Raw genomic sequence first — 17,318 nt, 5'->3', positions numbered from 1 at the left:
CCCATGGCACGCAACGTTTCGACCCAGCGCAAACTGCTCACCACGGTCGTCGCCTGGACGATCGCCATCCTGATCTTCTTTCCGATCCTCTGGACCTTCCTGACGAGCTTCAAGACGGAGGCGCAGGCGATCGCCTCGCCGCCGGTCTTCCTCTTCTTCGATTGGACGACGGAGAACTATTTCGAAGTGCAGAGCCGGTCCGACTATTTCAAGCACTTCATGAACTCGGTGGTCGTCTCCTTCGGCTCGACGCTGCTCGGCCTGGTGATCGCCATTCCGTCGGCCTGGGCGATGGCCTTCGCACCGACGAAGCGGACGAAGGACGTCCTGATGTGGATGCTCTCCACCAAGATGATGCCGCCGGTCGGCGTGCTGGTGCCGATGTATCTGATATTCCGCAATACCGGACTTCTCGACACGCGCACCGGGCTGGTCATCGTGCTGACGCTGATCAACCTGCCGATCATCATCTGGATGCTCTACACCTATTTCAAGGAGATCCCGGGCGAGATCCTCGAAGCGGCACGCATGGACGGGGCCTCGCTCGCCAAGGAGATCGTCTACGTGCTGACGCCGATGGCAATCCCCGGGATCGCCTCGACGCTGCTGTTGAACATCATCCTCGCCTGGAACGAGGCGTTCTGGACCCTGAACCTCAGCGCCGCCAAGGCCGCACCGCTCACGGCCTTCATCGCCTCCTATTCGAGCCCGGAGGGCCTCTTCTACGCGAAGCTCTCGGCAGCCTCGACGATGGCGATCGCCCCCATCCTCATTCTCGGCTGGTTCTCGCAGAAGCAGCTCGTACGCGGCCTCACTTTCGGTGCGGTCAAATAAGGGCGGCGCGGCTCAAATAAGGATACGACCATGGGAAGCATCACACTCAAGAATGTATCGAAGGTTTTCGGCGCCCACGCCGTCATCCCGTCGATCGACCTCGACATCCATGACGGCGAGTTCGTCGTCTTCGTCGGCCCCTCCGGCTGCGGCAAGTCCACGCTTCTGCGGCTGATCGCCGGCCTCGAGGACGTCAGCGACGGCGAGATCATCATCGACGGCAAGAACACCACCGACCTGCCGCCGGCGAAGCGCGGCCTTTCGATGGTGTTCCAGTCCTATGCGCTCTATCCGCACATGAGCGTGCGCTCCAACATCGCCTTCCCCCTGAAGATGGCGGGCGAGGACAAGGCGGTGATCGACAAGAAGGTCGAGGATGCCGCCCGCGTGCTGAACCTCACCGACTACCTCGACCGCAAGCCGCGTCAGCTCTCCGGCGGCCAGCGCCAGCGCGTCGCCATCGGCCGGGCGATCGTCCGTCAGCCGGAGGCCTTCCTGTTCGACGAGCCGCTCTCGAACCTCGATGCGGCGCTGCGCGTCAACATGCGGCTCGAGATCAGCCAGCTTCACCAGCAATTGAAGACGACGATGATCTACGTCACCCACGACCAGGTGGAGGCGATGACCATGGCCGACAAGATCGTCGTCCTGAACCGCGGCCGCATCGAGCAGGTCGGCTCGCCCCTCGATCTCTATCACAAGCCCGACAACCTCTTCGTTGCCGGCTTCATCGGCTCTCCGAAGATGAACTTCATTTCCGGCGCGTCGGCGGCCGCCCACCAGGCCCACACGATCGGCGTGCGCCCGGAGCACCTCGTGCTCTCGAAGGACCAGGGCTCGTGGCGGGGCACGGTCGGCGTCGCCGAACATCTCGGCTCCGACACCTTCCTGCACGTGAACGCCGACGGCATCGGCACATTGACGGCGCGCGTCAGCGGCGACTTCGCCGTCACCCATGGCGACCAGGTCTTCCTGACGCCGGACCCGCAGCGCGTGCACCGGTTTGACGAAAAGGGAATGGCAATTCGATGAAACGTCTCGAAGGAAAGAGTGCGCTGATCACCGGATCGGCGCGGGGTATCGGCCGCGCCTTCGCGGAAGCCTATGTGCGCGAAGGCGCCACCGTCGCGATCGCCGACATCAACATCGAGCGGGCGAAGGAAACGGCCGCGGAAATCGGGCCGGCCGCCTATGCCGTCGAGATCGACGTGACCCGGCAGGACTCGATCGACGCGGCGGTCGCCGCGGTTGTCGGGCGCGCCGGCGGGCTCGATATCCTGATCAACAATGCCGCGCTCTTCGATCTTGCGCCGATCGTCGAGATCACCCGCGAGAGCTACGAGAAACTGTTCTCGATCAACGTCGCCGGCACGCTCTTCACCATGCAGGCGGCGGCAAAGCAGATGATCGCGCAGGGGCGGGGCGGGAAGATCATCAACATGGCGAGCCAGGCGGGCCGGCGCGGCGAGGCGCTGGTGGCGGTCTATTGCGCCACCAAGGCGGCGGTCATCAGCCTCACCCAGTCCGCCGGCCTCGATCTGATCAAGCACCGCATCAACGTCAACGCCATCGCCCCGGGTGTCGTCGACGGCGAGCACTGGGAGGGGGTGGACGCGCTCTTCGCCAGATATGAAAACCGGCCGCTCGGCGAGAAGAAGCGGCTGGTCGGCGAGGCCGTTCCCTATGGCCGCATGGGCACGGCCGAGGACCTGACCGGGATGGCGATCTTTCTTGCCTCGTCGGAGAGCGACTACGTCGTGGCGCAGACCTACAACGTCGACGGCGGCAACTGGATGAGCTGACGCCTCATTCCAAGCGACGGCCTCCCGAAAGGAATGACAGGATGACGACCAAACTTTCCCTCGCCGCACTCGATGCGATCAAAGCCAGGGCCGGCGTTCCGAACTACGACCGGCATGCCCTCAGGGCCGGCATCGTCCACTTCGGCGTCGGCAACTTCCATCGGGCGCACCAGGCCGTCTATCTCGATGATCTCTTCAATCTCGGGCGTGACCACGACTGGGCGATCATCGGCGCCGGCGTCCTGCCTTCCGACGAGGTCATGCGCGGCAAGCTCGAGGCGCAGGACTTCCTGACGACGGTGGTCGAGCAGGACAACAACCGCACGGCCGCGCATGTGACGGGTGCGATGATCGCCTATCTGAAGCCGGGGGATACGCCGGCGATCGTGGCGCAACTCGCAAGCCCGTTCATCCGCATCGTCTCCCTGACGATCACCGAAGGCGGCTATTTCATCGATCCCGCCTCGGGCGTGTTCAATCCCACCCATCCGGCGATCGTCGCGGATGCGCAGAACCCGACGGCACCGAAGACGGTCTTCGGCCTCATTCTCGCCGGTCTTGCGGCGCGCAGGGCGAAGGGCATTCCGCCGTTCACCGTGATGTCCTGCGACAATATCCCCGGCAATGGCGAGGTGACCCATGCGGCCGTTTCCGGCCTCGCGCGCCTGTCCGATCCGGCTTTCGCCGATTGGATCGACGCCAATGTCGCCTTTCCGAACGGCATGGTCGACCGCATCACACCCGCGACGGGCCCACGTGAAATCGGCATCGTCGCCTCGGATTACGGCATCGACGACCACTGGCCGGTTTTTTGCGAAGAGTTCAAGCAATGGGTGCTCGAGGACCATTTTCCCCAGGGCCGCCCGGCGCTCGAAGAGGTCGGCGTGCAATTCGTCCCGGATGTCGCGCCTTACGAGCACATGAAGATCCGGATCCTCAACGGCGGCCATGCGGCGATCGCCTATCCGGCCGCGCTGCTCGACATCCACTTCGTCCACGAGGCGATGGAGGAGCCGCTGATCAGGGGCTTCCTGGCGAAGCTCGAGCATGACGAGATCATCCCGGTCATCCCGCCGGTCCCGAACACCGATCTCAAGGATTATTACAAGCTCATCGAGACGCGGTTTTCCAATCCGAAGATAGGCGACACGATCGCGCGGCTGGCGCAGGACGGGTCGAACCGGCAGCCGAAATTCATCCTGCCGTCGACGGCGGATCGCCTGCGCCGCGGCGAGGACGTGGTCGGCCTGTCTCTGGTCTCGGCGCTCTGGTGCCGCTACTTCGCCGGCAAGTCCGACAGCGGCAAGGAGATCGCCTTCAATGACGCCAGCGCCGACCGGCTGCAGGCGGCGGCGCTTGCGGCCAAGGACGATCCGATGGCCTTCCTCGCCCTTTCCGACATTTTCGGCGAGGTCGCGCAGTCGGACCTTTTCCGCCGGCGCTTCGCCCACGCCTTGAAAACACTTTGGGAAAAGGGTACGCGCGCCACGCTCCAGCTCTATCTGGACGGCAAACTCGGGGATTAGTGCGATGGCGGAGCACGCCTCCAGATTGGTCATTTTCGACTGCGATGGCGTGCTGGTGGACAGCGAACCGATCTCGCTCGGCGTGCTGGTCGAGTCGCTTGAGGCGGCCGGCGTGTCGATGACGACGGAGGAGGCGAGCGAACGCTTCCTCGGCCGCAGCCTGAAGAGCATGTCCGCGATCCTGCACGACGAGCACGGCCTTGCGACGGACGACGCTTTCCTCGAGGCCATGCGGACCCGGCTCTATGCGCGGTTCCGCGAGGAACTGAAACCGGTCGCGGGGGTAAGGGAAGCCGTCGAGCGGCTCGACGCCGCCTGCTGCGTCGCCTCCTCGAGCCAACCGGAACGCATCCGCCTGTCGCTGACGGTGACGGGACTGATCGATCTTTTCGAGCCGCGCATCTTCAGCGCCAGCATGGTGGCACGCGGCAAGCCAGCACCCGATCTCTTCCTGCATGCGAGTGCCGCAATGGGTTACCGGCCGGCAGACTGCATCGTCGTCGAGGACAGCCCGGCCGGCATCGAGGCGGCAAAGGCCGCCGGCATGCGCGTCTTTGCCTTCGCCGGCGCCAGCCACGCACGCAACGACCGCCACCGGCACGCGCTCGCCAGCCTCGATCCCGACGTGCTGTTTGACGACATGGGCGAATTGATACAGTTTGTCCGGCAATAGCGAGAGCAGGGCGGCGCAGTGCGCGTCGTCCGTCCGAATCCACAAATCCATCATCGCGGGGCGGGGACATCATTGATGCGCGAACATGTCGTGGCGGTCGATATCGGAACCGGCAGCGCCCGCGCCGGCATCTTCGATCGGCGGGGCACGCTTCTCGCGCGTGCCGACCGGCCGATCGCGATGAACCGGCCGGAGGAAAACCACGCCGAGCACGATTCCGAGGACATCTGGGCAGCCGCCTGCGAAGCGGTGAGGGCGGCCCGCGAGAAGGCCGGCGTGGCGGCGGCAAGCATCGCGGCGATCGGCTTCGACGCCACCTGTTCGCTTGTGGTGCGCGACCGTGACGGCGCGCCGCTCTCGGTCAATCGCCAGGGCGAGGCCCGCTGGGACACGATCGTCTGGCTCGACCACCGGGCGCTCGCGGAGGCCGACTTCTGCACGGCGACCGGGCATCCGGTTCTCGATCATTCCGGGCGGGTGATGTCGCCGGAGATGGAGATGCCGAAGCTGATGTGGCTGAAGCGGAATCTTCCGGACCGGTGGGGGAAGGCGGGCTACTTCTTCGATCTCGCGGACTATATGTCCTGGCGGGCCACGGGCGACGCGGCCCGATCGCGCTGCACGCTGACGGCGAAATGGAATTACCTCGCCCATAAGGAGCGCGGCTGGCAGCGGGACTATCTGGAACGGATCGGGCTCGGGGACCTTCTTGAGCGCGGCGGACTGCCCGAGGAGACGCTGCCGGTGGAACACGCCGTCGGGAGCCTGACCGCGCGGGCGGCGGAGGAACTGGGGCTCGACACCGAATGCCGGGTGGCGCCGGGCCTGATCGATGCCTATGCGGGGGCGCTCGGCGTGCTCGGCGGGTTTGCCAACGATCCGCAACAGCTCGAACGCCAGCTCGCGCTGATCGGCGGGACGTCTAGCTGCATCGTCGCCTTCTCCAGGGACATGAAACCCGGCTTCGGCATGTGGGGTCCTTATTTCGAGGCGGTTCTGCCCGGCCTTTGGCTGATCGAGGGCGGCCAATCGGCGACCGGAGCGTTGCTCGATCACATCGTGCGCGTGCACGGCGGCGGGCTGGTGCCGTCGGCCGAAACCCACGCGAAGATCATCGAGCGCGTGCAGGAATTGCGCGCCCTTCACGGCGCCGGCTTCGCCGATCGCCTGCATGTGCTGCCGGATTTTCACGGCAACCGTTCGCCGCTTGCCGATCCGCATGCGCTCGGGGTCGTCAGCGGGCTGGCGCTCGACGCCTCCTTCGACGCCCTTTGCCGTCTCTACTGGCGGACCTGCGTCGCGATCGCGCTCGGTATCCGCCATATTCTCGAAATGATGAAGGAGGCAGGCTACCAGCTCGATACGCTGCACGTGACCGGCGGCCATGTGCGCAATCCCCTGTTGATGGAGCTCTACTCAGACGCGACGGGCTGCCGCGTGGTCGCGCCAGAGACGCCCGATGCCGTGCTGCTCGGCACGGCGATGGCGGCGGCCGTCGCCGGCAATCTCTACCGCGATCTCGCGGGCGCCGGCGCGGCGATGGCGTCGGGAGGGAAAGAGCGGTTGCCCGATCCTGCGCCGAGCCGCATCTACGACCGGGATTACCGGCGGTTCCTCGCGCTTTACCGGCACCGCGCGGAGCTCGAATCGATCGAATAAAGCGGCACGGATGCCGGCGCGATCATCACCGTTCATCCCTCCCAACTTTTTCGGAACCTTTTTCGTCCCTGCGCATTATTGGCGATGACCGGACGGTGACGCACATGGCCCCCAATGTGACGTCGGAGGCATACCGCCGGTTGCCAACTCACATCCCCTCAGTGAGTTGCCAAAGCTCAGCCAGTGCCCTTTCCCTCGGCACTGGCTGTTTTGCGTTAGCCGGATGGGCTGCTTGTTGCGCGTTGTCTTTGGGAATATCGGGCAGATCGTTCGCGGGATTCTGGGGCCAGCTCAGCCCGGATAGAGCGGAAGTCGTTCGCCCACCGCTCCATCCGTTCGTTTTTTCCGCAAGCGACGCCGTTCTACGCGGCGGCTTTCGTCGATTCGTTGAAGAACAGCGCCTGGCTGATCAGCGCCTTCACCATTTCCGGGTTGAAGGGCTTGGTGACCAGGAACGTCGGCTCGGGCCTTTCGCCCGTCAGCAGCCGTTCGGGGAAGGCGGTGATGAAAATCACCGGAACCGCGCTCGTCTTCAGGATTTCGTTGACGGCATCGATGCCGGAGCTGCCGTCGGCGAGCTGGATATCGGCGAGAACCATGTTCGGCTTGGTCGACTCGAAGAGCGCGACGGCTTCGTCCTTGGTTCGGGCGATGCCGGTCACGCGGTGGCCGAGGCTTTCGACCATCTGTTCGATGTCGATCGCGATCAGCGGCTCGTCCTCGATGATCAGGATGTCCGTCGCGACCTGGCGCGAGATCTCCTGCGAGGCGCGATCGAGGAGTGCCGAGAGCTTGGAATTGTCCACGTCGAGCACCTCCGCAGCTTCCTGAGGGCTGAAGCCCTCGACCGACACGAGCAGGAAGGCCTGCCGGGCGAGCGGTGAGACGGCAGCCAGATTCACGGATGTCCGCTTTTCCCAGGCGAAGGGAGAAACGGGCTCCGGAGCGAGAACGGAGGACGAGCCGAACAGGGAGGTGAAAAGACGGAACAGTGCGACCCTGTCGCTGCTCGCATCGGGAAAGATCGACGTGTCGGTGATCAGCGCTTCCAATACGGCCGCGACATAGGCGTCGCCGGAGGTCTGGGAGCCGGTCAAGGCGCGCGAATAGCGGCGCAGATAAGGTAGGAATGGAGCAATCCGGGTTGATAATGTCATGCTGGACTCCCTCAATCCAAGTATCATTTGAGTTCGACGCGGAAACGTTCTCCCGAAAAAAAGGTTCCACCCGGGAACATTTCATTTTTCCGACGCGTTATGGTGGAGGCGAACTTTCCGAGAGCGACAGTTGCAACAATGAGACATACTTCAGGGGCAGGACGGGCCATGGGCAAAAGACCGTCGGGTGACGATCCGAACGTCCAGATTGCGGTCAAGTTGAAAGCCCTCTATCAATCGGTACAGGAGGAGGCGATACCGGCTCGCTTTCTCGATCTGCTGGAGAAGCTGGAGGCCGCGGAACGGTCTGTTGCGCGCGGCAAGGAGTAGGCGCCGGATGTCACCCGAAAACAACGACTTCAAGCGTGAGATGCTTGCCGCCCTGCCGAGTCTGCGCGCCTTCGCGATGTCGCTGATCGGGCGGCACGACCGTGCCGACGATCTCGTGCAGGACACGATCATGAAGGCCTGGGCCAAGCAGGACCATTTCGAGATGGGCACCAACATGAAGGCCTGGCTCTTCACGATCCTGCGCAACGAGCTCTACAGCCAGATGCGCAAGCGCGGCCGCGAGGTGCAGGACAGTGACGGTCACCTGACCGAGACGCTTGCCCACCACCCCGAGCAGTACGGCTCGCTCGACCTCCAGGATTTCCGTCGCGCGCTGGACAAGCTGCCCCCGGACCAGCGCGAGGCGATCATTCTCGTCGGAGCGTCGGGCTTCTCCTATGAAGAAGCGGCCACGATCTGCGGCTGCGCGCTCGGCACGATCAAGAGCCGCGTCAATCGCGCGCGCCAGCGCCTGCAGGAAATTCTCCAGGTGCGGGGCGAGAACGACTACGGTCCGGACGAGACGTCCGCCCCCATCACGTCGCGCGCTTTCGTTTCCTGAAATCCGGGTGTTTTCATGGGCAACCGTTGCAGTCCACCCTGGTTGACGGCTGACCTGTGGCATCCGGATGAGCGAAGTTGCGGCGATATTGTGAATTGCTGCATATTTGTCCTTAAATCGGTGCCGATCTAATGATCCCATAGAGCCAGGCTGCCGTGGCGGTTTTTTGGGTGGAGGGTGTCCGGTTTGGATTCAGGCAGAATGCGTGACAGGACAGAAGCGATGCTTCCCGCGCTGACCGAGGTGCTCGACGCGCCGCAGCGGCTCACCGTGCTCCATGCCGCCGTGCCGGACATGTCGATACCGGACGGCGATTTCGACGCGCTGGCGCGCCTTGCGGCGAGCCTCTTCGATGCCCCGATCGCCCGCGTCAGCCTTGTCGATCGCGAATGGCAATGGCTGAAGGCCACCGTCGGCACGACGGAAACGCGTCTTCGCGCGGCGGATTCCTTTTGCAGCCATACGATCGCCGATGGCGAGGAGCGCGGCTTCGTCGTGCTCGACGCGTCGCGGCATCCGACGTTCCGCCATCGGCGGAGGGTCGCGCAGGCGCCCTTCCTGCGGTTCTATGCCGGCGCTCCGATCATGCTCGATGGGCAGGCGGTCGGTACGGTGTCGGTCCTCGATGTCGCGCCTCGCTCAGAGGTCTCGGCAAGACAGCAGGACGAACTGCAGCGGCTCGCCGGCATCGCCGCTTCGCTGTTCAGGCTGAAGGACGAGTCGCGCCGGCGGGCCCTCAAGGAGGCCGCCCTCTCGCGCGAGGAGCAGCGGCTCGCCATGGCGCTCGACGCCGCCAATGTCGGGAGCTGGCTCTGGGACATCGGCGCGGGGACCGTCGCCGGCAATGGCGCGATGATGCGCATGTTCGGTCTTCCGCCGGAGCGGACGATCGGTGCGAAGGCCGTCTTCTCGGCCATCCATCCGGATGACCGCCTCCCGACCTTTTCCAAGCTCCGGCAGGCGATGGCCGCCAACGAAGAATATGACGGCATGTTTCGCATCGGCGCCAATGGCCGGTGGCTGCTCGGCCGCGGCCGCGTGCACGATCGCGACAGCAAGGGCGCGCCGGTGACCTTCCTCGGCATGACGGTCGACGTCTCGGATCAGCAGGCCTCGGTACAGCGGACCCGGCTGCTCCTGAAGGAGCTGAACCACCGGGTCAAGAATACGCTCGCAATGCTGCAGTCGCTCGCCCGCCAGACGCTGCGGCAGACGAGCGATCCCGCGGAGTTCATGACCGCCTTCGCCGGCCGGCTGCAGGCGATCTCCGAGGCGCATGTGCTTCTGTCCGATTACGAATGGGGCACGATCCGCCTGTCGGAGCTGATTTCCAAGCAGTTGGCGCCCTATGTCAGCGACTATGACCAGCAGGTCGAGCTTCACAAGGACGAGATACTCTTGGGGCCGGATCAGGCCGTGGGGCTCGGGCTGGTGCTCCACGAGCTGGCGACCAATGCCGTGAAATACGGCGCGCTTTCGGTGCCGAGGGGCAAGATCGTGCTGACGGCGCGCAGCGTCGACGATCGGGAATCCGTGCTTCATCTGACCTGGACCGAAGTGGGCGGCCCGCCCGTTCGCGAGCCATGCCGACGCGGCTTCGGCTCGATCCTGATCGAGCGCAGCCTCGACAAGGTTATCGGCAGCTCGGTCAAGGTCGAATACCTGCCGGGCGGCGTCACCGCGCTGATACGGCTGCCACTATAGGGGCAAACGCGCGCTCCGCTCGGAGCTCAGCGTCTTCGCTCTTCGCTCTTTCGCCGACCCCTGCCGAGGCCGAGCAGGGCGCTGATGGCAACGGCCGCGCCGAGGGCGATCAGAGGCTGCGTGCGCAGCAGGCTGCCGGCGGCGACAAGCGCCAGATTCGTCTGCAGCGCCGCGCGGCGGCGGCGATCCTCCGCGCGCCTGCGGTCGCGGGCCGAGAGGGCTGCCATGACGCCGATGAGGATCAGGGCCGTCACGAACAATACGGCCGCCATGATCGTCGCGGCGGCGAGGGGCGAATAGCGGTCGGCGAGCAGAAGCGCGATCGCCACGAGCGTGAACACATAGGCGGTGGCGAGAAGCAAGGCGATGACGATCCACAGGACCGCGTTGCGTTTGTAACGCGATGCCGCCGCGGTGACGTCGATCGCCATCAGGCCGGACAGGGCAGTCCCGAGCGTTCGCATATGAATGTCTCCCGGTCACACGAGATCACGATGATTGGATTGATGGAAAGGCATGGGGGCGCGAGGCCGCAGGCAGGCGATGCGCGCTCTCCTTTGTTCTCGCCAAAGGCTCCCCGAGATCATCACCAGCCACTCATCGGCGCAGGAGCGCCGCCACGACAAGCCCGATCACGGCGGCTGTGCTGACGGTTGCGATCGGATGTTCGCGTACCGCCCTGCGGATTTCCCTTTCCGTGTCGGCATAGCGGCTGCGCAGGTCGGAAAGCATCCGCTCGCCGCTTGCCAGGAGCTCCTGCAGGTCGGCTTCGGCCTGATCGCGGGCACCCCGCGCTTTGGCCTTCGCGTCATGGGAGGCGGTGACGCCGCGGTCGGCGATCAAGGACACGAGCTTGCCGATGTCTTCCCGGATTTCCTGAAGCTGATCCTCGATCGAGGGATCGCTCGCGCTTCCGTTGCGCTTCCTGGTGCTCGAACTTGAGAAGAGACCTGTGGCCATGGGTTTGCTCCCTACGCTGTGGCGCCGGCCGGCGATGGGCCCGGCGCATGATCGATGCTCGGGTCGAGGAGACGGACTCCTCCACCGCGCCGGCGCGCGCGCGGCCGGCTAGCGGACAACGCGTGAGGGAACGATTTGTTTCGGCAGGCCTTGTACTTGCGCCGGGTGCCGAGGTCCCGCGATCACATCGCGGCCGACTGCGGCAGCACGAAGGGAACGCCGCCTGCCGGAGCGACGTTCACGCGCATGCGGCAGCCGAAGACGGCTTCCATCGTCGCATCGGTCAGGACGTCCTTCGGCGCTCCGCGGGCGCGGATGCGGCCGGCTTTCATCATGACGATCTCATCGGCGAACATCGCCGTCAGGTTGAGATCGTGCATCACCGCGATGACGCCGCCGCCGCCGGCGCAGAACTGGCGCGCCAGCCCCATGATGGTGAGCTGGTGGCGGATGTCGAGGCTGGAGACGGGTTCATCGAGCAGAAGATAACGCGGCTCGCCGTCGACGACGGGTGCCGCGATCTGGCAGAGCACGCGCGCAAGCTGGACCCGCTGCTGCTCGCCGCCCGACAGCTCGTGATAGAAGCGCCCGGAGAAGCCGGCGAGGTCGACGGCCTCGAGCGCCTGGCCGGCGATGCGGTCATGGCTGGTGGCGTCGACGCCCGCCGAAAGTCCGAGGCGCACGATTTCACGGACCGTGAACGGAAAGGAGATGACCGTCGATTGCGGCAGGACGCCGCGCTTCAAGGCCAGTTCCCAGGGCTTCAGGCTCGCAAGATCGCGGCCGTTGATCGTGACCCTGCCGGCCGAAGGTGAAATTTCGCCGGAGACTGCCTTCAACGTCGTCGTCTTGCCGGACCCGTTCGGACCGACAATCGCGGTCAGGGCGCCGGGGATCGCATCGAAGGAGAGGCCATGGAGGACCTGCCTGCCGGAAAGGCGGACGGAGATGTCGGATACGCTGATCATGCGCCAGCTCAAAGCCCCATGTTGGAGCGCCCGCGCAAGAGCACCCAGAGGAAGAACGGCGCTCCGACAAAGGCGGTGATGATGCCGATCGGCAGCTCGGCCGGGGAGACGATGGTGCGGGCGAGCATGTCGGCGAAGATCAGCATGGTGCCGCCGAGGAGGGCGGAGGCCGGCAGCAGGTAGCGGTGGTCCGGGCCGATGACGAGCCGCAGCAGGTGCGGCACCACGATGCCGACGAAGCCGATGCCGCCGCTGACCGCCACCGATGCGCCGGTGGCGCCGGCGACACTGAAGATGGCGATGTTCTTCAGCCGCTGCACCGGGATGCCCATGTGAAAGGCGGCGGCCTCGCCGAGCGTCACGGCGTTGAGCCCGCGCGCCAGGAAGGGGAGGACCGCGAGCGCCAGGAAGATGATCGGTCCGGCGGCGGCGATTTTCGTCCAGTTGGCGCCCGCGAGCGATCCGAGACCCCAGAAGGTGAGGTCGCGCAACTCTCTGTCGTCGGCGATGAAGACGAGAACCCCGGTCACCGCACCCGCGAGCGCGCCGAGCGCGATGCCGGCGAGCAGCATGGTTGCGACCGAAGTCTGGCCGCCGCGGGTCGCCACGCGGTAAAGGAGCAGCGTGGTGGCAAGACCGCCGAGGAAGGCGCCGGCCGGCACGGCATAGAATCCGAAGAGCGCAAACACCGGGCCGAGGACCGTGCTGCCGAGCACGATCAGCAGCACCGCGCCGAGGCTTGCGCCCGATGAAACGCCGACGAGGCCGGGATCGGCCAGCGGATTGCGGAAGAGCCCCTGCATCACCGCGCCCGAAACGGCGAGCGCCGCACCCACCAGCATGCCGAGCACGGCGCGCGGCAGGCGGATGTCGAGGATGATGATCCGGTCGCGCGCGCTCAATGTCTGGTCCGCCTCGCCGATCAGCCAGCGGAAGACGTTGGCGAGCGAGGCATCGGCGGCGCCCGTCATGATCGAGGAGGCGAAGGTCGCGGCGGCAAGCACGGCCAAGGCGCCGAGCAGCAAGCGCGCCAGGCCGGCACGGTTGCCGTTCCGCCATTCGCCGGCGATCCGCGCGAAGACGGGCGCGCGCACGGCGCCGTCCATCGCGTCACTGCGAGGCATTGGTCGTCTTCCCATAGATCGCCGCGTTCAGTTCGCGGATCGCGCTTGCCGTGCGCGGACCGAAGCCGAGCAGGTGCAGCCCGTCCATGCGGATCAGCGCCTTGCTCTTCGCCGCCGGCGTCAGGCTCAGCGCCGGAAGGGCGAAGAGTTCGTCCGGGCCTGCCGCGTGGCCGCCGCCGCGATCCATCATCAGGACCACGTCGGGCCTCGCCTCGACGATCGCCTCCTCCGTCAGCGCCCGGTAGCCCGGAAAGGTGCCGGCGGCATTGATCGCGCCGGCGAGTTCGATGACGCCGCTTGCCGCCGTGCCGGTGCCCGCGGCCATGATCTTGCCGCCCTCGATGCTGAGGACGAAGAGGACGCGCTTGCGGTCGCGTTCGGGACGGCCGGCGCTGTCGGCAAGCGCTGCGTCGAGGTCCTTCTCCACCGTCCGGGCCAGGGCTTCGGCCTTGTCCTTCACACCGAGGAAAGCCCCGACCGCGCGGATCTTGGCGAGTATGCCGGCCCGGTCATAGGTTTCGGCGATGCTGGAGAAAGGAATGTTCGCCTCCTTCAGCACGGCAAGCGCCTCCGGCGGGCCGCTGCCTTCGAGCGCCACGATCGCCGTCGGGTTGACGGCGATGATGCCCTCCGGCGCCAGTCGCCGCATGTAACCGACGTCGGGCAGCTCCTTCGCTGCCTCCGGATAGGTGCTGGTGGAGTCGCGGCCGACGAGCCTTTTCTCCTCACCGAGCGCGTAGACGATCTCGGTGACCGCGCCGCCGATCGCGACCAGTCGCGACGTGTCCGGCTGCTCCACGGTCTGGGCCATGGCAGGGCGCAGGAGCGACGGGGCTCCTGGCGCGACTGCGGGCAGGACGAAGGGCGCCGAAAGGGCGAAGGCCGCAAGCGCCAGTTCCCGGCGGCGAAGGCGGCGGAAGTCGAAACCGTTCATCATGCGCGTTTCTCCAGCTAAGCGTGTCGAGGTGCCGATCAGGCGGCGACAATCGTGCTCAGCCGCGGAAGGTTCTCGGCGAGGTTCCGCCATTCGGCCCTTTCGGAAGAGCCTTCCTTACGCTTGCCGAAGAACTGGATGATCATCTCGCCCCGGGCGTCGAGTGCCTCGAGCGAGGTGACGTGCCCGTCCGCCGTCGGCTTGCGCACCGCCCAGAGCTCGGCGATGCGGTCGGTGCGCAGGTGCAGGTGGAAGGTCGAATCCATGACGTTGAGCCACGGCCCCATGGTGCCGATGTTGACGACGGGGCCGGAGTGAATTTGGATGACGCCGCGATTGCCGACGAAGCACATGATCGGCAGGGCGGTTCCGGCCGCCCGTCGCATCATCATCTCGACGCCGGCGGTATCGAGCCGCCACGCGAAATCGTCGCCGACCGTGTGCAAGGCCTGACGACGACCGATCTTCAGCTTGCGCAGCATGCCGGGGAACTGATGGGTGTCGGTCAGCTTCGTCCAGCGATCGCGCAGCTCCGCGGCATCGAGGGCGGCTTCAGGCACGTCGTCGCCGGGCGGAAGGCTCGTATCGGCAGCAAATTCCTGCGACTGCTCATCCAAGCGGAAATCCTCGACGATCCGGTCGAAGGCCGCGAGATTGGAGGCCGGGCGCAGGTGGAGCTTGTGAACGGCGTGGCCCCACTTGTCGAAGAACTGCAGGCTGCGGCGGACCTCTCCCTTGGCATCGGTCCTGGTCACGGCGAAGCCGTGCGCCCAGGCGCCGGGGAAGATGCGCAGGTCGATCTCGGAGCCGAGCACCAGGGCCGCCGCGTGCCCCTGCTTGACGTTTTCGTAGACGCCGATCTTCTCGTGAACGGCGCTGTCGTTGCGGGTGAGGGCGAGCACTTCGCCCAACTCCTCCACGCGCTCGAGGAAGCGACCGGCGTCGGCGTCGATGCGGATCGCGCCGAGGCCGCATTCGGCGGCGACGAGAGCGGCCTCCGAAATGCCGAGCTGGGCCGCGACGTCACGCTCGCGCAGCTTCGGATTGGCGGCGCGGTAGGCGCGGATTTCGGATGGAGTAGGGCGCATGCTCTCGGTCATCATCGGCTCGCTATTTGTTCAGAATCAGTTTGCCCTGGCGGGTGATCTTCATCCGGTAGATCGCACCGTCGTGGGAAATGAGGATTTCGTTGTCGCCGCGGAAAAGATCGCGGCTCTCGACGATCCGCTGCGTTCGACCGACCGGGGGTACGGTTTGCGGGGATCGCTGCGTCTCGGTGTCGTTCGGTGTCACGGGTTTCGGCCAGTTCGCGAGTCGCAATGCGGTGTTTCCCCGCATCAACTCCCGCCCATTTCATTTAGTATCTTGACTTTCCTACTCATATTTTTTTAAGGACGCAATACCGGATAATTGCAGTCAAGTTAATGGGTCGGAACCGCACGGTGACGGGTGGATCGGCGGCGCGGGCAGTCAGTGGTGTTACGATGATATCTTTCCGTTTTGCTTTTCCGGCCGCGATCGCGGTTCTCTCGACGGCCGGAGCGGCGGCGGCACAGGACGCCGCGCCGGCAGGGCTCACGATCGAGCTCAACGAGATCGCGCCGTCCGAAAAGGGCTGCAAGCTGACCTTCGTCGCCGGCAGCGCGCTTGCCCGGTCGCTTTCAAAAGTGTCGTTCGAATTCGTCCTCTTCGACCAGCAGGGGCTGGTCGAGCGCATGGCCGTGCTCGATTTTCGCGACTTGCCGGCCGGCAAGACGAAGGTTCGGCAGTTCGACCTGCCGGGGACGAAATGCGAGGCGGTGAAGAGCCTGCTGATCAACGATGCGCCGGCCTGTGACGGTGACGGCATCGACAGGGGCGCCTGCATGAAGGGTCTCAGGACCGGCTCCCGGTCGGCCGTGGAACTGAAGGGCTGAGGCCGCTCGGCCGATCGCGTCCGCCGGCGGAAGGCAAGGCATGATGAAGCACATCGTTAAATGGGCGGCGGCGATCGGACTTTCGCTGCTGGCGCACGCGAGCGGCGCGATGCTGTTCGCGCCCAACGAGGAGGAGGCGGAGCTTGCCGGCAGCGCCGCAACGGAAGTGACGCTGCTTGGCAATGCCTTCGAGGACACGTTGCAGGCGGGCAACCCTTCCGACGTCATCGAGCCTACGGAAGTGACACCGGAGGAACTGAGGCCGACCGAGATCCAGCCGGTGGAAACCGGGGACGTCGAGCCGGCGACGAGCGACGTCGCCGCAACGCAGCCGTCCGACATGATGCCGACCGAGGCGGACGTCATTCTTCCCGCAGAGGTAATGCCGGTCCCGCTTGCCGAAGCGCCGGTCACCGCCCGCGTCCCCCCGGTCGAGACCGTCGTCCCGGAAGAGAAGCCGGAACCGGAAAAGATCGAGAAGCCCAAGGTCGAGAAACCCGAGGCCGAGAAGCCGGAGCCGAAGAAGGAGCCGGCAAGGAAGAAGAAAGTCGTCCGCAAGAAGGCTGGCGACGGCGGCAAGCAGGCGAGCACGCAGAAGAAGGGCCAGACGGACGGCGCGGAGAAGGCGGCGGCGAGCGCGGCCACGGGCGCAAAGGCCAGCGCCGCCCGGGAAGCGGGCAACGCGGCCGTTGACAACTACAAGGGCAAGGTCCGGCGCAAGCTCAGTCGTGCCAGGCGTTATCCGGCCGAAGCGAGGCGCCAGGGCCTGCGCGGGGTTGCGCATGTGCGCTTCACCGTCAGTTCCGACGGTGGTCTGGTGAGCGTCAGCCTGACGAAAAGTGCCGGCTCGCCGATCCTGGACGAGGCGGCCCTCGATGCCGTGCGCCGCGCCGCACCCTTTCCACCTATCCCGGAGTCGGCCGGGAGAAACAGTTGGGTTTTCGACATTCCGCTCGATTTCAGGCGTTGAGCCGCTCGCCCGGGCCTACTGCCTTCACCCATCGCAGCTCTCCCAATTAATATGACTGTTGAACTCATGTTTTATACTTTACTCTGATTATCAAGTTTACTAGGTTGCCGTCGCACGCAACCGATCGGTGTGCGTCCCAGACCCAATTCCGATGGCGATCGGCGGCAGCGCCCCATCGCCGAAACAAGACGGAGAGAAG

At 65.6% G+C, this 17,318-nt stretch carries 19 protein-coding genes; 11 read left to right on the top strand and 8 right to left on the bottom strand.

Features of this window, described 5'->3' with window-relative positions:
* The first annotated feature begins 3 nt into the window (after window positions 1–3).
* The 6 genes from ATB98_RS05355 (at window position 4) to ATB98_RS05330 (ending at window position 6,494) form a co-directional block, all read left to right on the top strand.
* Window positions 4–834 (top strand): carbohydrate ABC transporter permease, encoded by an 831-nt coding sequence (locus tag ATB98_RS05355; RefSeq protein ID WP_066870128.1) that lies wholly within the window; start codon window positions 4–6, stop codon window positions 832–834.
* 30 nt (window positions 835–864) lie between these two features.
* On the top strand, window positions 865–1,866 hold the full coding sequence (locus ATB98_RS05350) for an ABC transporter ATP-binding protein (protein ID WP_066870125.1): 1,002 nt from the start codon (window positions 865–867) through the stop codon (window positions 1,864–1,866).
* Window positions 1,863–2,636: an L-iditol 2-dehydrogenase gene (locus tag ATB98_RS05345; protein ID WP_066870122.1), complete on the top strand. Its 774-nt coding sequence runs from the start codon at window positions 1,863–1,865 to the stop codon at window positions 2,634–2,636. The genes ATB98_RS05350 and ATB98_RS05345 overlap by 4 nt, the downstream gene beginning before the upstream one ends.
* 41 nt (window positions 2,637–2,677) lie before the next feature.
* Entirely contained in the window at window positions 2,678–4,162 is a 1,485-nt protein-coding gene (locus ATB98_RS05340; RefSeq protein ID WP_066870119.1) for a mannitol dehydrogenase family protein, read from the top strand.
* Window positions 4,163–4,166: 4 nt separating this feature from the next.
* Entirely contained in the window at window positions 4,167–4,835 is a 669-nt protein-coding gene (locus ATB98_RS05335; RefSeq protein WP_066870116.1) for an HAD family hydrolase, read from the top strand.
* A 75-nt stretch (window positions 4,836–4,910) separates the two neighbouring features.
* Entirely contained in the window at window positions 4,911–6,494 is a 1,584-nt protein-coding gene (locus tag ATB98_RS05330; protein ID WP_066870113.1) for an FGGY-family carbohydrate kinase, read from the top strand.
* Window positions 6,495–6,856: 362 nt separating this feature from the next.
* Here the strand turns inward: ATB98_RS05330 and ATB98_RS05325 are convergent, their stop codons facing one another.
* Complete coding sequence (locus ATB98_RS05325) at window positions 6,857–7,651, bottom strand: response regulator (RefSeq protein WP_066870110.1); 795 nt, start codon at window positions 7,649–7,651, stop codon at window positions 6,857–6,859.
* Window positions 7,652–7,819: 168 nt separating this feature from the next.
* Here ATB98_RS05325 and rsiA1 point away from each other — a divergent pair, with 168 nt between their 5' ends.
* The 3 genes from rsiA1 (at window position 7,820) to ATB98_RS05310 (ending at window position 10,247) form a co-directional block, all read left to right on the top strand.
* Window positions 7,820–7,981: a NepR family anti-sigma factor gene (rsiA1, locus tag ATB98_RS05320; protein WP_234781868.1), complete on the top strand. Its 162-nt coding sequence runs from the start codon at window positions 7,820–7,822 to the stop codon at window positions 7,979–7,981.
* A gap of 7 nt (window positions 7,982–7,988) precedes the next feature.
* Complete coding sequence (locus ATB98_RS05315) at window positions 7,989–8,543, top strand: RNA polymerase sigma factor (RefSeq protein WP_066870104.1); 555 nt, start codon at window positions 7,989–7,991, stop codon at window positions 8,541–8,543.
* A 201-nt stretch (window positions 8,544–8,744) separates the two neighbouring features.
* Window positions 8,745–10,247, top strand: coding sequence for a sensor histidine kinase (locus ATB98_RS05310; RefSeq protein WP_066870101.1), 1,503 nt, complete (start codon window positions 8,745–8,747; stop codon window positions 10,245–10,247).
* Between the two features lie 26 nt (window positions 10,248–10,273).
* On the opposite strand, the gene ATB98_RS05305 is transcribed toward ATB98_RS05310, so the two are convergent.
* The 7 genes from ATB98_RS05305 to hemP all read right to left on the bottom strand — a co-directional run bounded on the left by ATB98_RS05305 (window position 10,274) and on the right by hemP (window position 15,526).
* Window positions 10,274–10,711, bottom strand: a complete 438-nt coding sequence (locus tag ATB98_RS05305; RefSeq protein ID WP_066870098.1) for a hypothetical protein — start codon at window positions 10,709–10,711, stop codon at window positions 10,274–10,276.
* 133 nt (window positions 10,712–10,844) lie between these two features.
* Entirely contained in the window at window positions 10,845–11,207 is a 363-nt protein-coding gene (locus ATB98_RS05300) for a DUF883 family protein (protein WP_066870095.1), read from the bottom strand.
* A 182-nt stretch (window positions 11,208–11,389) separates the two neighbouring features.
* Window positions 11,390–12,175, bottom strand: a complete 786-nt coding sequence (locus ATB98_RS05295) for a heme ABC transporter ATP-binding protein (protein WP_066870094.1) — start codon at window positions 12,173–12,175, stop codon at window positions 11,390–11,392.
* A gap of 8 nt (window positions 12,176–12,183) precedes the next feature.
* Complete coding sequence (locus ATB98_RS05290; RefSeq protein ID WP_066870093.1) at window positions 12,184–13,299, bottom strand: FecCD family ABC transporter permease; 1,116 nt, start codon at window positions 13,297–13,299, stop codon at window positions 12,184–12,186.
* Entirely contained in the window at window positions 13,286–14,233 is a 948-nt protein-coding gene (locus tag ATB98_RS05285) for a heme/hemin ABC transporter substrate-binding protein (RefSeq protein WP_084435312.1), read from the bottom strand. The genes ATB98_RS05290 and ATB98_RS05285 overlap by 14 nt, the downstream gene beginning before the upstream one ends.
* Before the next feature lie 38 nt (window positions 14,234–14,271).
* Window positions 14,272–15,333, bottom strand: a complete 1,062-nt coding sequence (locus ATB98_RS05280; protein WP_066870257.1) for a hemin-degrading factor — start codon at window positions 15,331–15,333, stop codon at window positions 14,272–14,274.
* A 10-nt stretch (window positions 15,334–15,343) separates the two neighbouring features.
* A complete protein-coding gene (gene hemP, locus ATB98_RS05275) occupies window positions 15,344–15,526 on the bottom strand; it encodes a hemin uptake protein HemP (protein ID WP_066870254.1) in 183 nt (60 codons plus the stop codon).
* A 191-nt stretch (window positions 15,527–15,717) separates the two neighbouring features.
* On the opposite strand from hemP, the gene ATB98_RS05270 reads away from it, so the two are divergent.
* Window positions 15,718–16,149 carry a hypothetical protein gene (locus tag ATB98_RS05270; protein WP_066870087.1) on the top strand — a complete coding sequence of 144 codons (432 nt, stop codon included), beginning with the start codon at window positions 15,718–15,720 and terminating at the stop codon, window positions 16,147–16,149.
* Between the two features lie 43 nt (window positions 16,150–16,192).
* A complete protein-coding gene (locus ATB98_RS05265) occupies window positions 16,193–17,119 on the top strand; it encodes an energy transducer TonB family protein (RefSeq protein WP_066870251.1) in 927 nt (308 codons plus the stop codon).
* Window positions 17,120–17,318 lie beyond the last annotated feature (199 nt).

The organism is Sinorhizobium saheli (assembly GCF_001651875.1).
GTDB classification, from domain to species: domain Bacteria; phylum Pseudomonadota; class Alphaproteobacteria; order Rhizobiales; family Rhizobiaceae; genus Sinorhizobium; species Sinorhizobium saheli.
The sequence above is the reverse complement of the archived record's forward strand: the minus strand, read 5'-3'. Positions and strand labels throughout refer to the sequence as shown.

What these genes read in the sequence shown, in the direction of transcription:
- ATB98_RS05355 (WP_066870128.1), top strand. Translation starts at nt 4, where the DNA reads ATGGCACGCAACGTTTCGACCCAGCGCAAACTGCTCACCACGGTCGTC.
- ATB98_RS05350 (WP_066870125.1), top strand. Translation starts at nt 865, where the DNA reads ATGGGAAGCATCACACTCAAGAATGTATCGAAGGTTTTCGGCGCCCAC.
- ATB98_RS05345 (WP_066870122.1), top strand. Translation starts at nt 1,863, where the DNA reads ATGAAACGTCTCGAAGGAAAGAGTGCGCTGATCACCGGATCGGCGCGG.
- ATB98_RS05340 (WP_066870119.1), top strand. Translation starts at nt 2,678, where the DNA reads ATGACGACCAAACTTTCCCTCGCCGCACTCGATGCGATCAAAGCCAGG.
- ATB98_RS05335 (WP_066870116.1), top strand. Translation starts at nt 4,167, where the DNA reads ATGGCGGAGCACGCCTCCAGATTGGTCATTTTCGACTGCGATGGCGTG.
- ATB98_RS05330 (WP_066870113.1), top strand. Translation starts at nt 4,911, where the DNA reads ATGCGCGAACATGTCGTGGCGGTCGATATCGGAACCGGCAGCGCCCGC.
- ATB98_RS05325 (WP_066870110.1), bottom strand. Translation starts at nt 7,651, where the DNA reads ATGACATTATCAACCCGGATTGCTCCATTCCTACCTTATCTGCGCCGC.
- rsiA1 (WP_234781868.1), top strand. Translation starts at nt 7,820, where the DNA reads ATGGGCAAAAGACCGTCGGGTGACGATCCGAACGTCCAGATTGCGGTC.
- ATB98_RS05315 (WP_066870104.1), top strand. Translation starts at nt 7,989, where the DNA reads ATGTCACCCGAAAACAACGACTTCAAGCGTGAGATGCTTGCCGCCCTG.
- ATB98_RS05310 (WP_066870101.1), top strand. Translation starts at nt 8,745, where the DNA reads ATGCGTGACAGGACAGAAGCGATGCTTCCCGCGCTGACCGAGGTGCTC.
- ATB98_RS05305 (WP_066870098.1), bottom strand. Translation starts at nt 10,711, where the DNA reads ATGCGAACGCTCGGGACTGCCCTGTCCGGCCTGATGGCGATCGACGTC.
- ATB98_RS05300 (WP_066870095.1), bottom strand. Translation starts at nt 11,207, where the DNA reads ATGGCCACAGGTCTCTTCTCAAGTTCGAGCACCAGGAAGCGCAACGGA.
- ATB98_RS05295 (WP_066870094.1), bottom strand. Translation starts at nt 12,175, where the DNA reads ATGATCAGCGTATCCGACATCTCCGTCCGCCTTTCCGGCAGGCAGGTC.
- ATB98_RS05290 (WP_066870093.1), bottom strand. Translation starts at nt 13,299, where the DNA reads ATGCCTCGCAGTGACGCGATGGACGGCGCCGTGCGCGCGCCCGTCTTC.
- ATB98_RS05285 (WP_084435312.1), bottom strand. Translation starts at nt 14,233, where the DNA reads ATGAACGGTTTCGACTTCCGCCGCCTTCGCCGCCGGGAACTGGCGCTT.
- ATB98_RS05280 (WP_066870257.1), bottom strand. Translation starts at nt 15,333, where the DNA reads ATGACCGAGAGCATGCGCCCTACTCCATCCGAAATCCGCGCCTACCGC.
- ATB98_RS05270 (WP_066870087.1), top strand. Translation starts at nt 15,718, where the DNA reads ATGATATCTTTCCGTTTTGCTTTTCCGGCCGCGATCGCGGTTCTCTCG.
- ATB98_RS05265 (WP_066870251.1), top strand. Translation starts at nt 16,193, where the DNA reads ATGAAGCACATCGTTAAATGGGCGGCGGCGATCGGACTTTCGCTGCTG.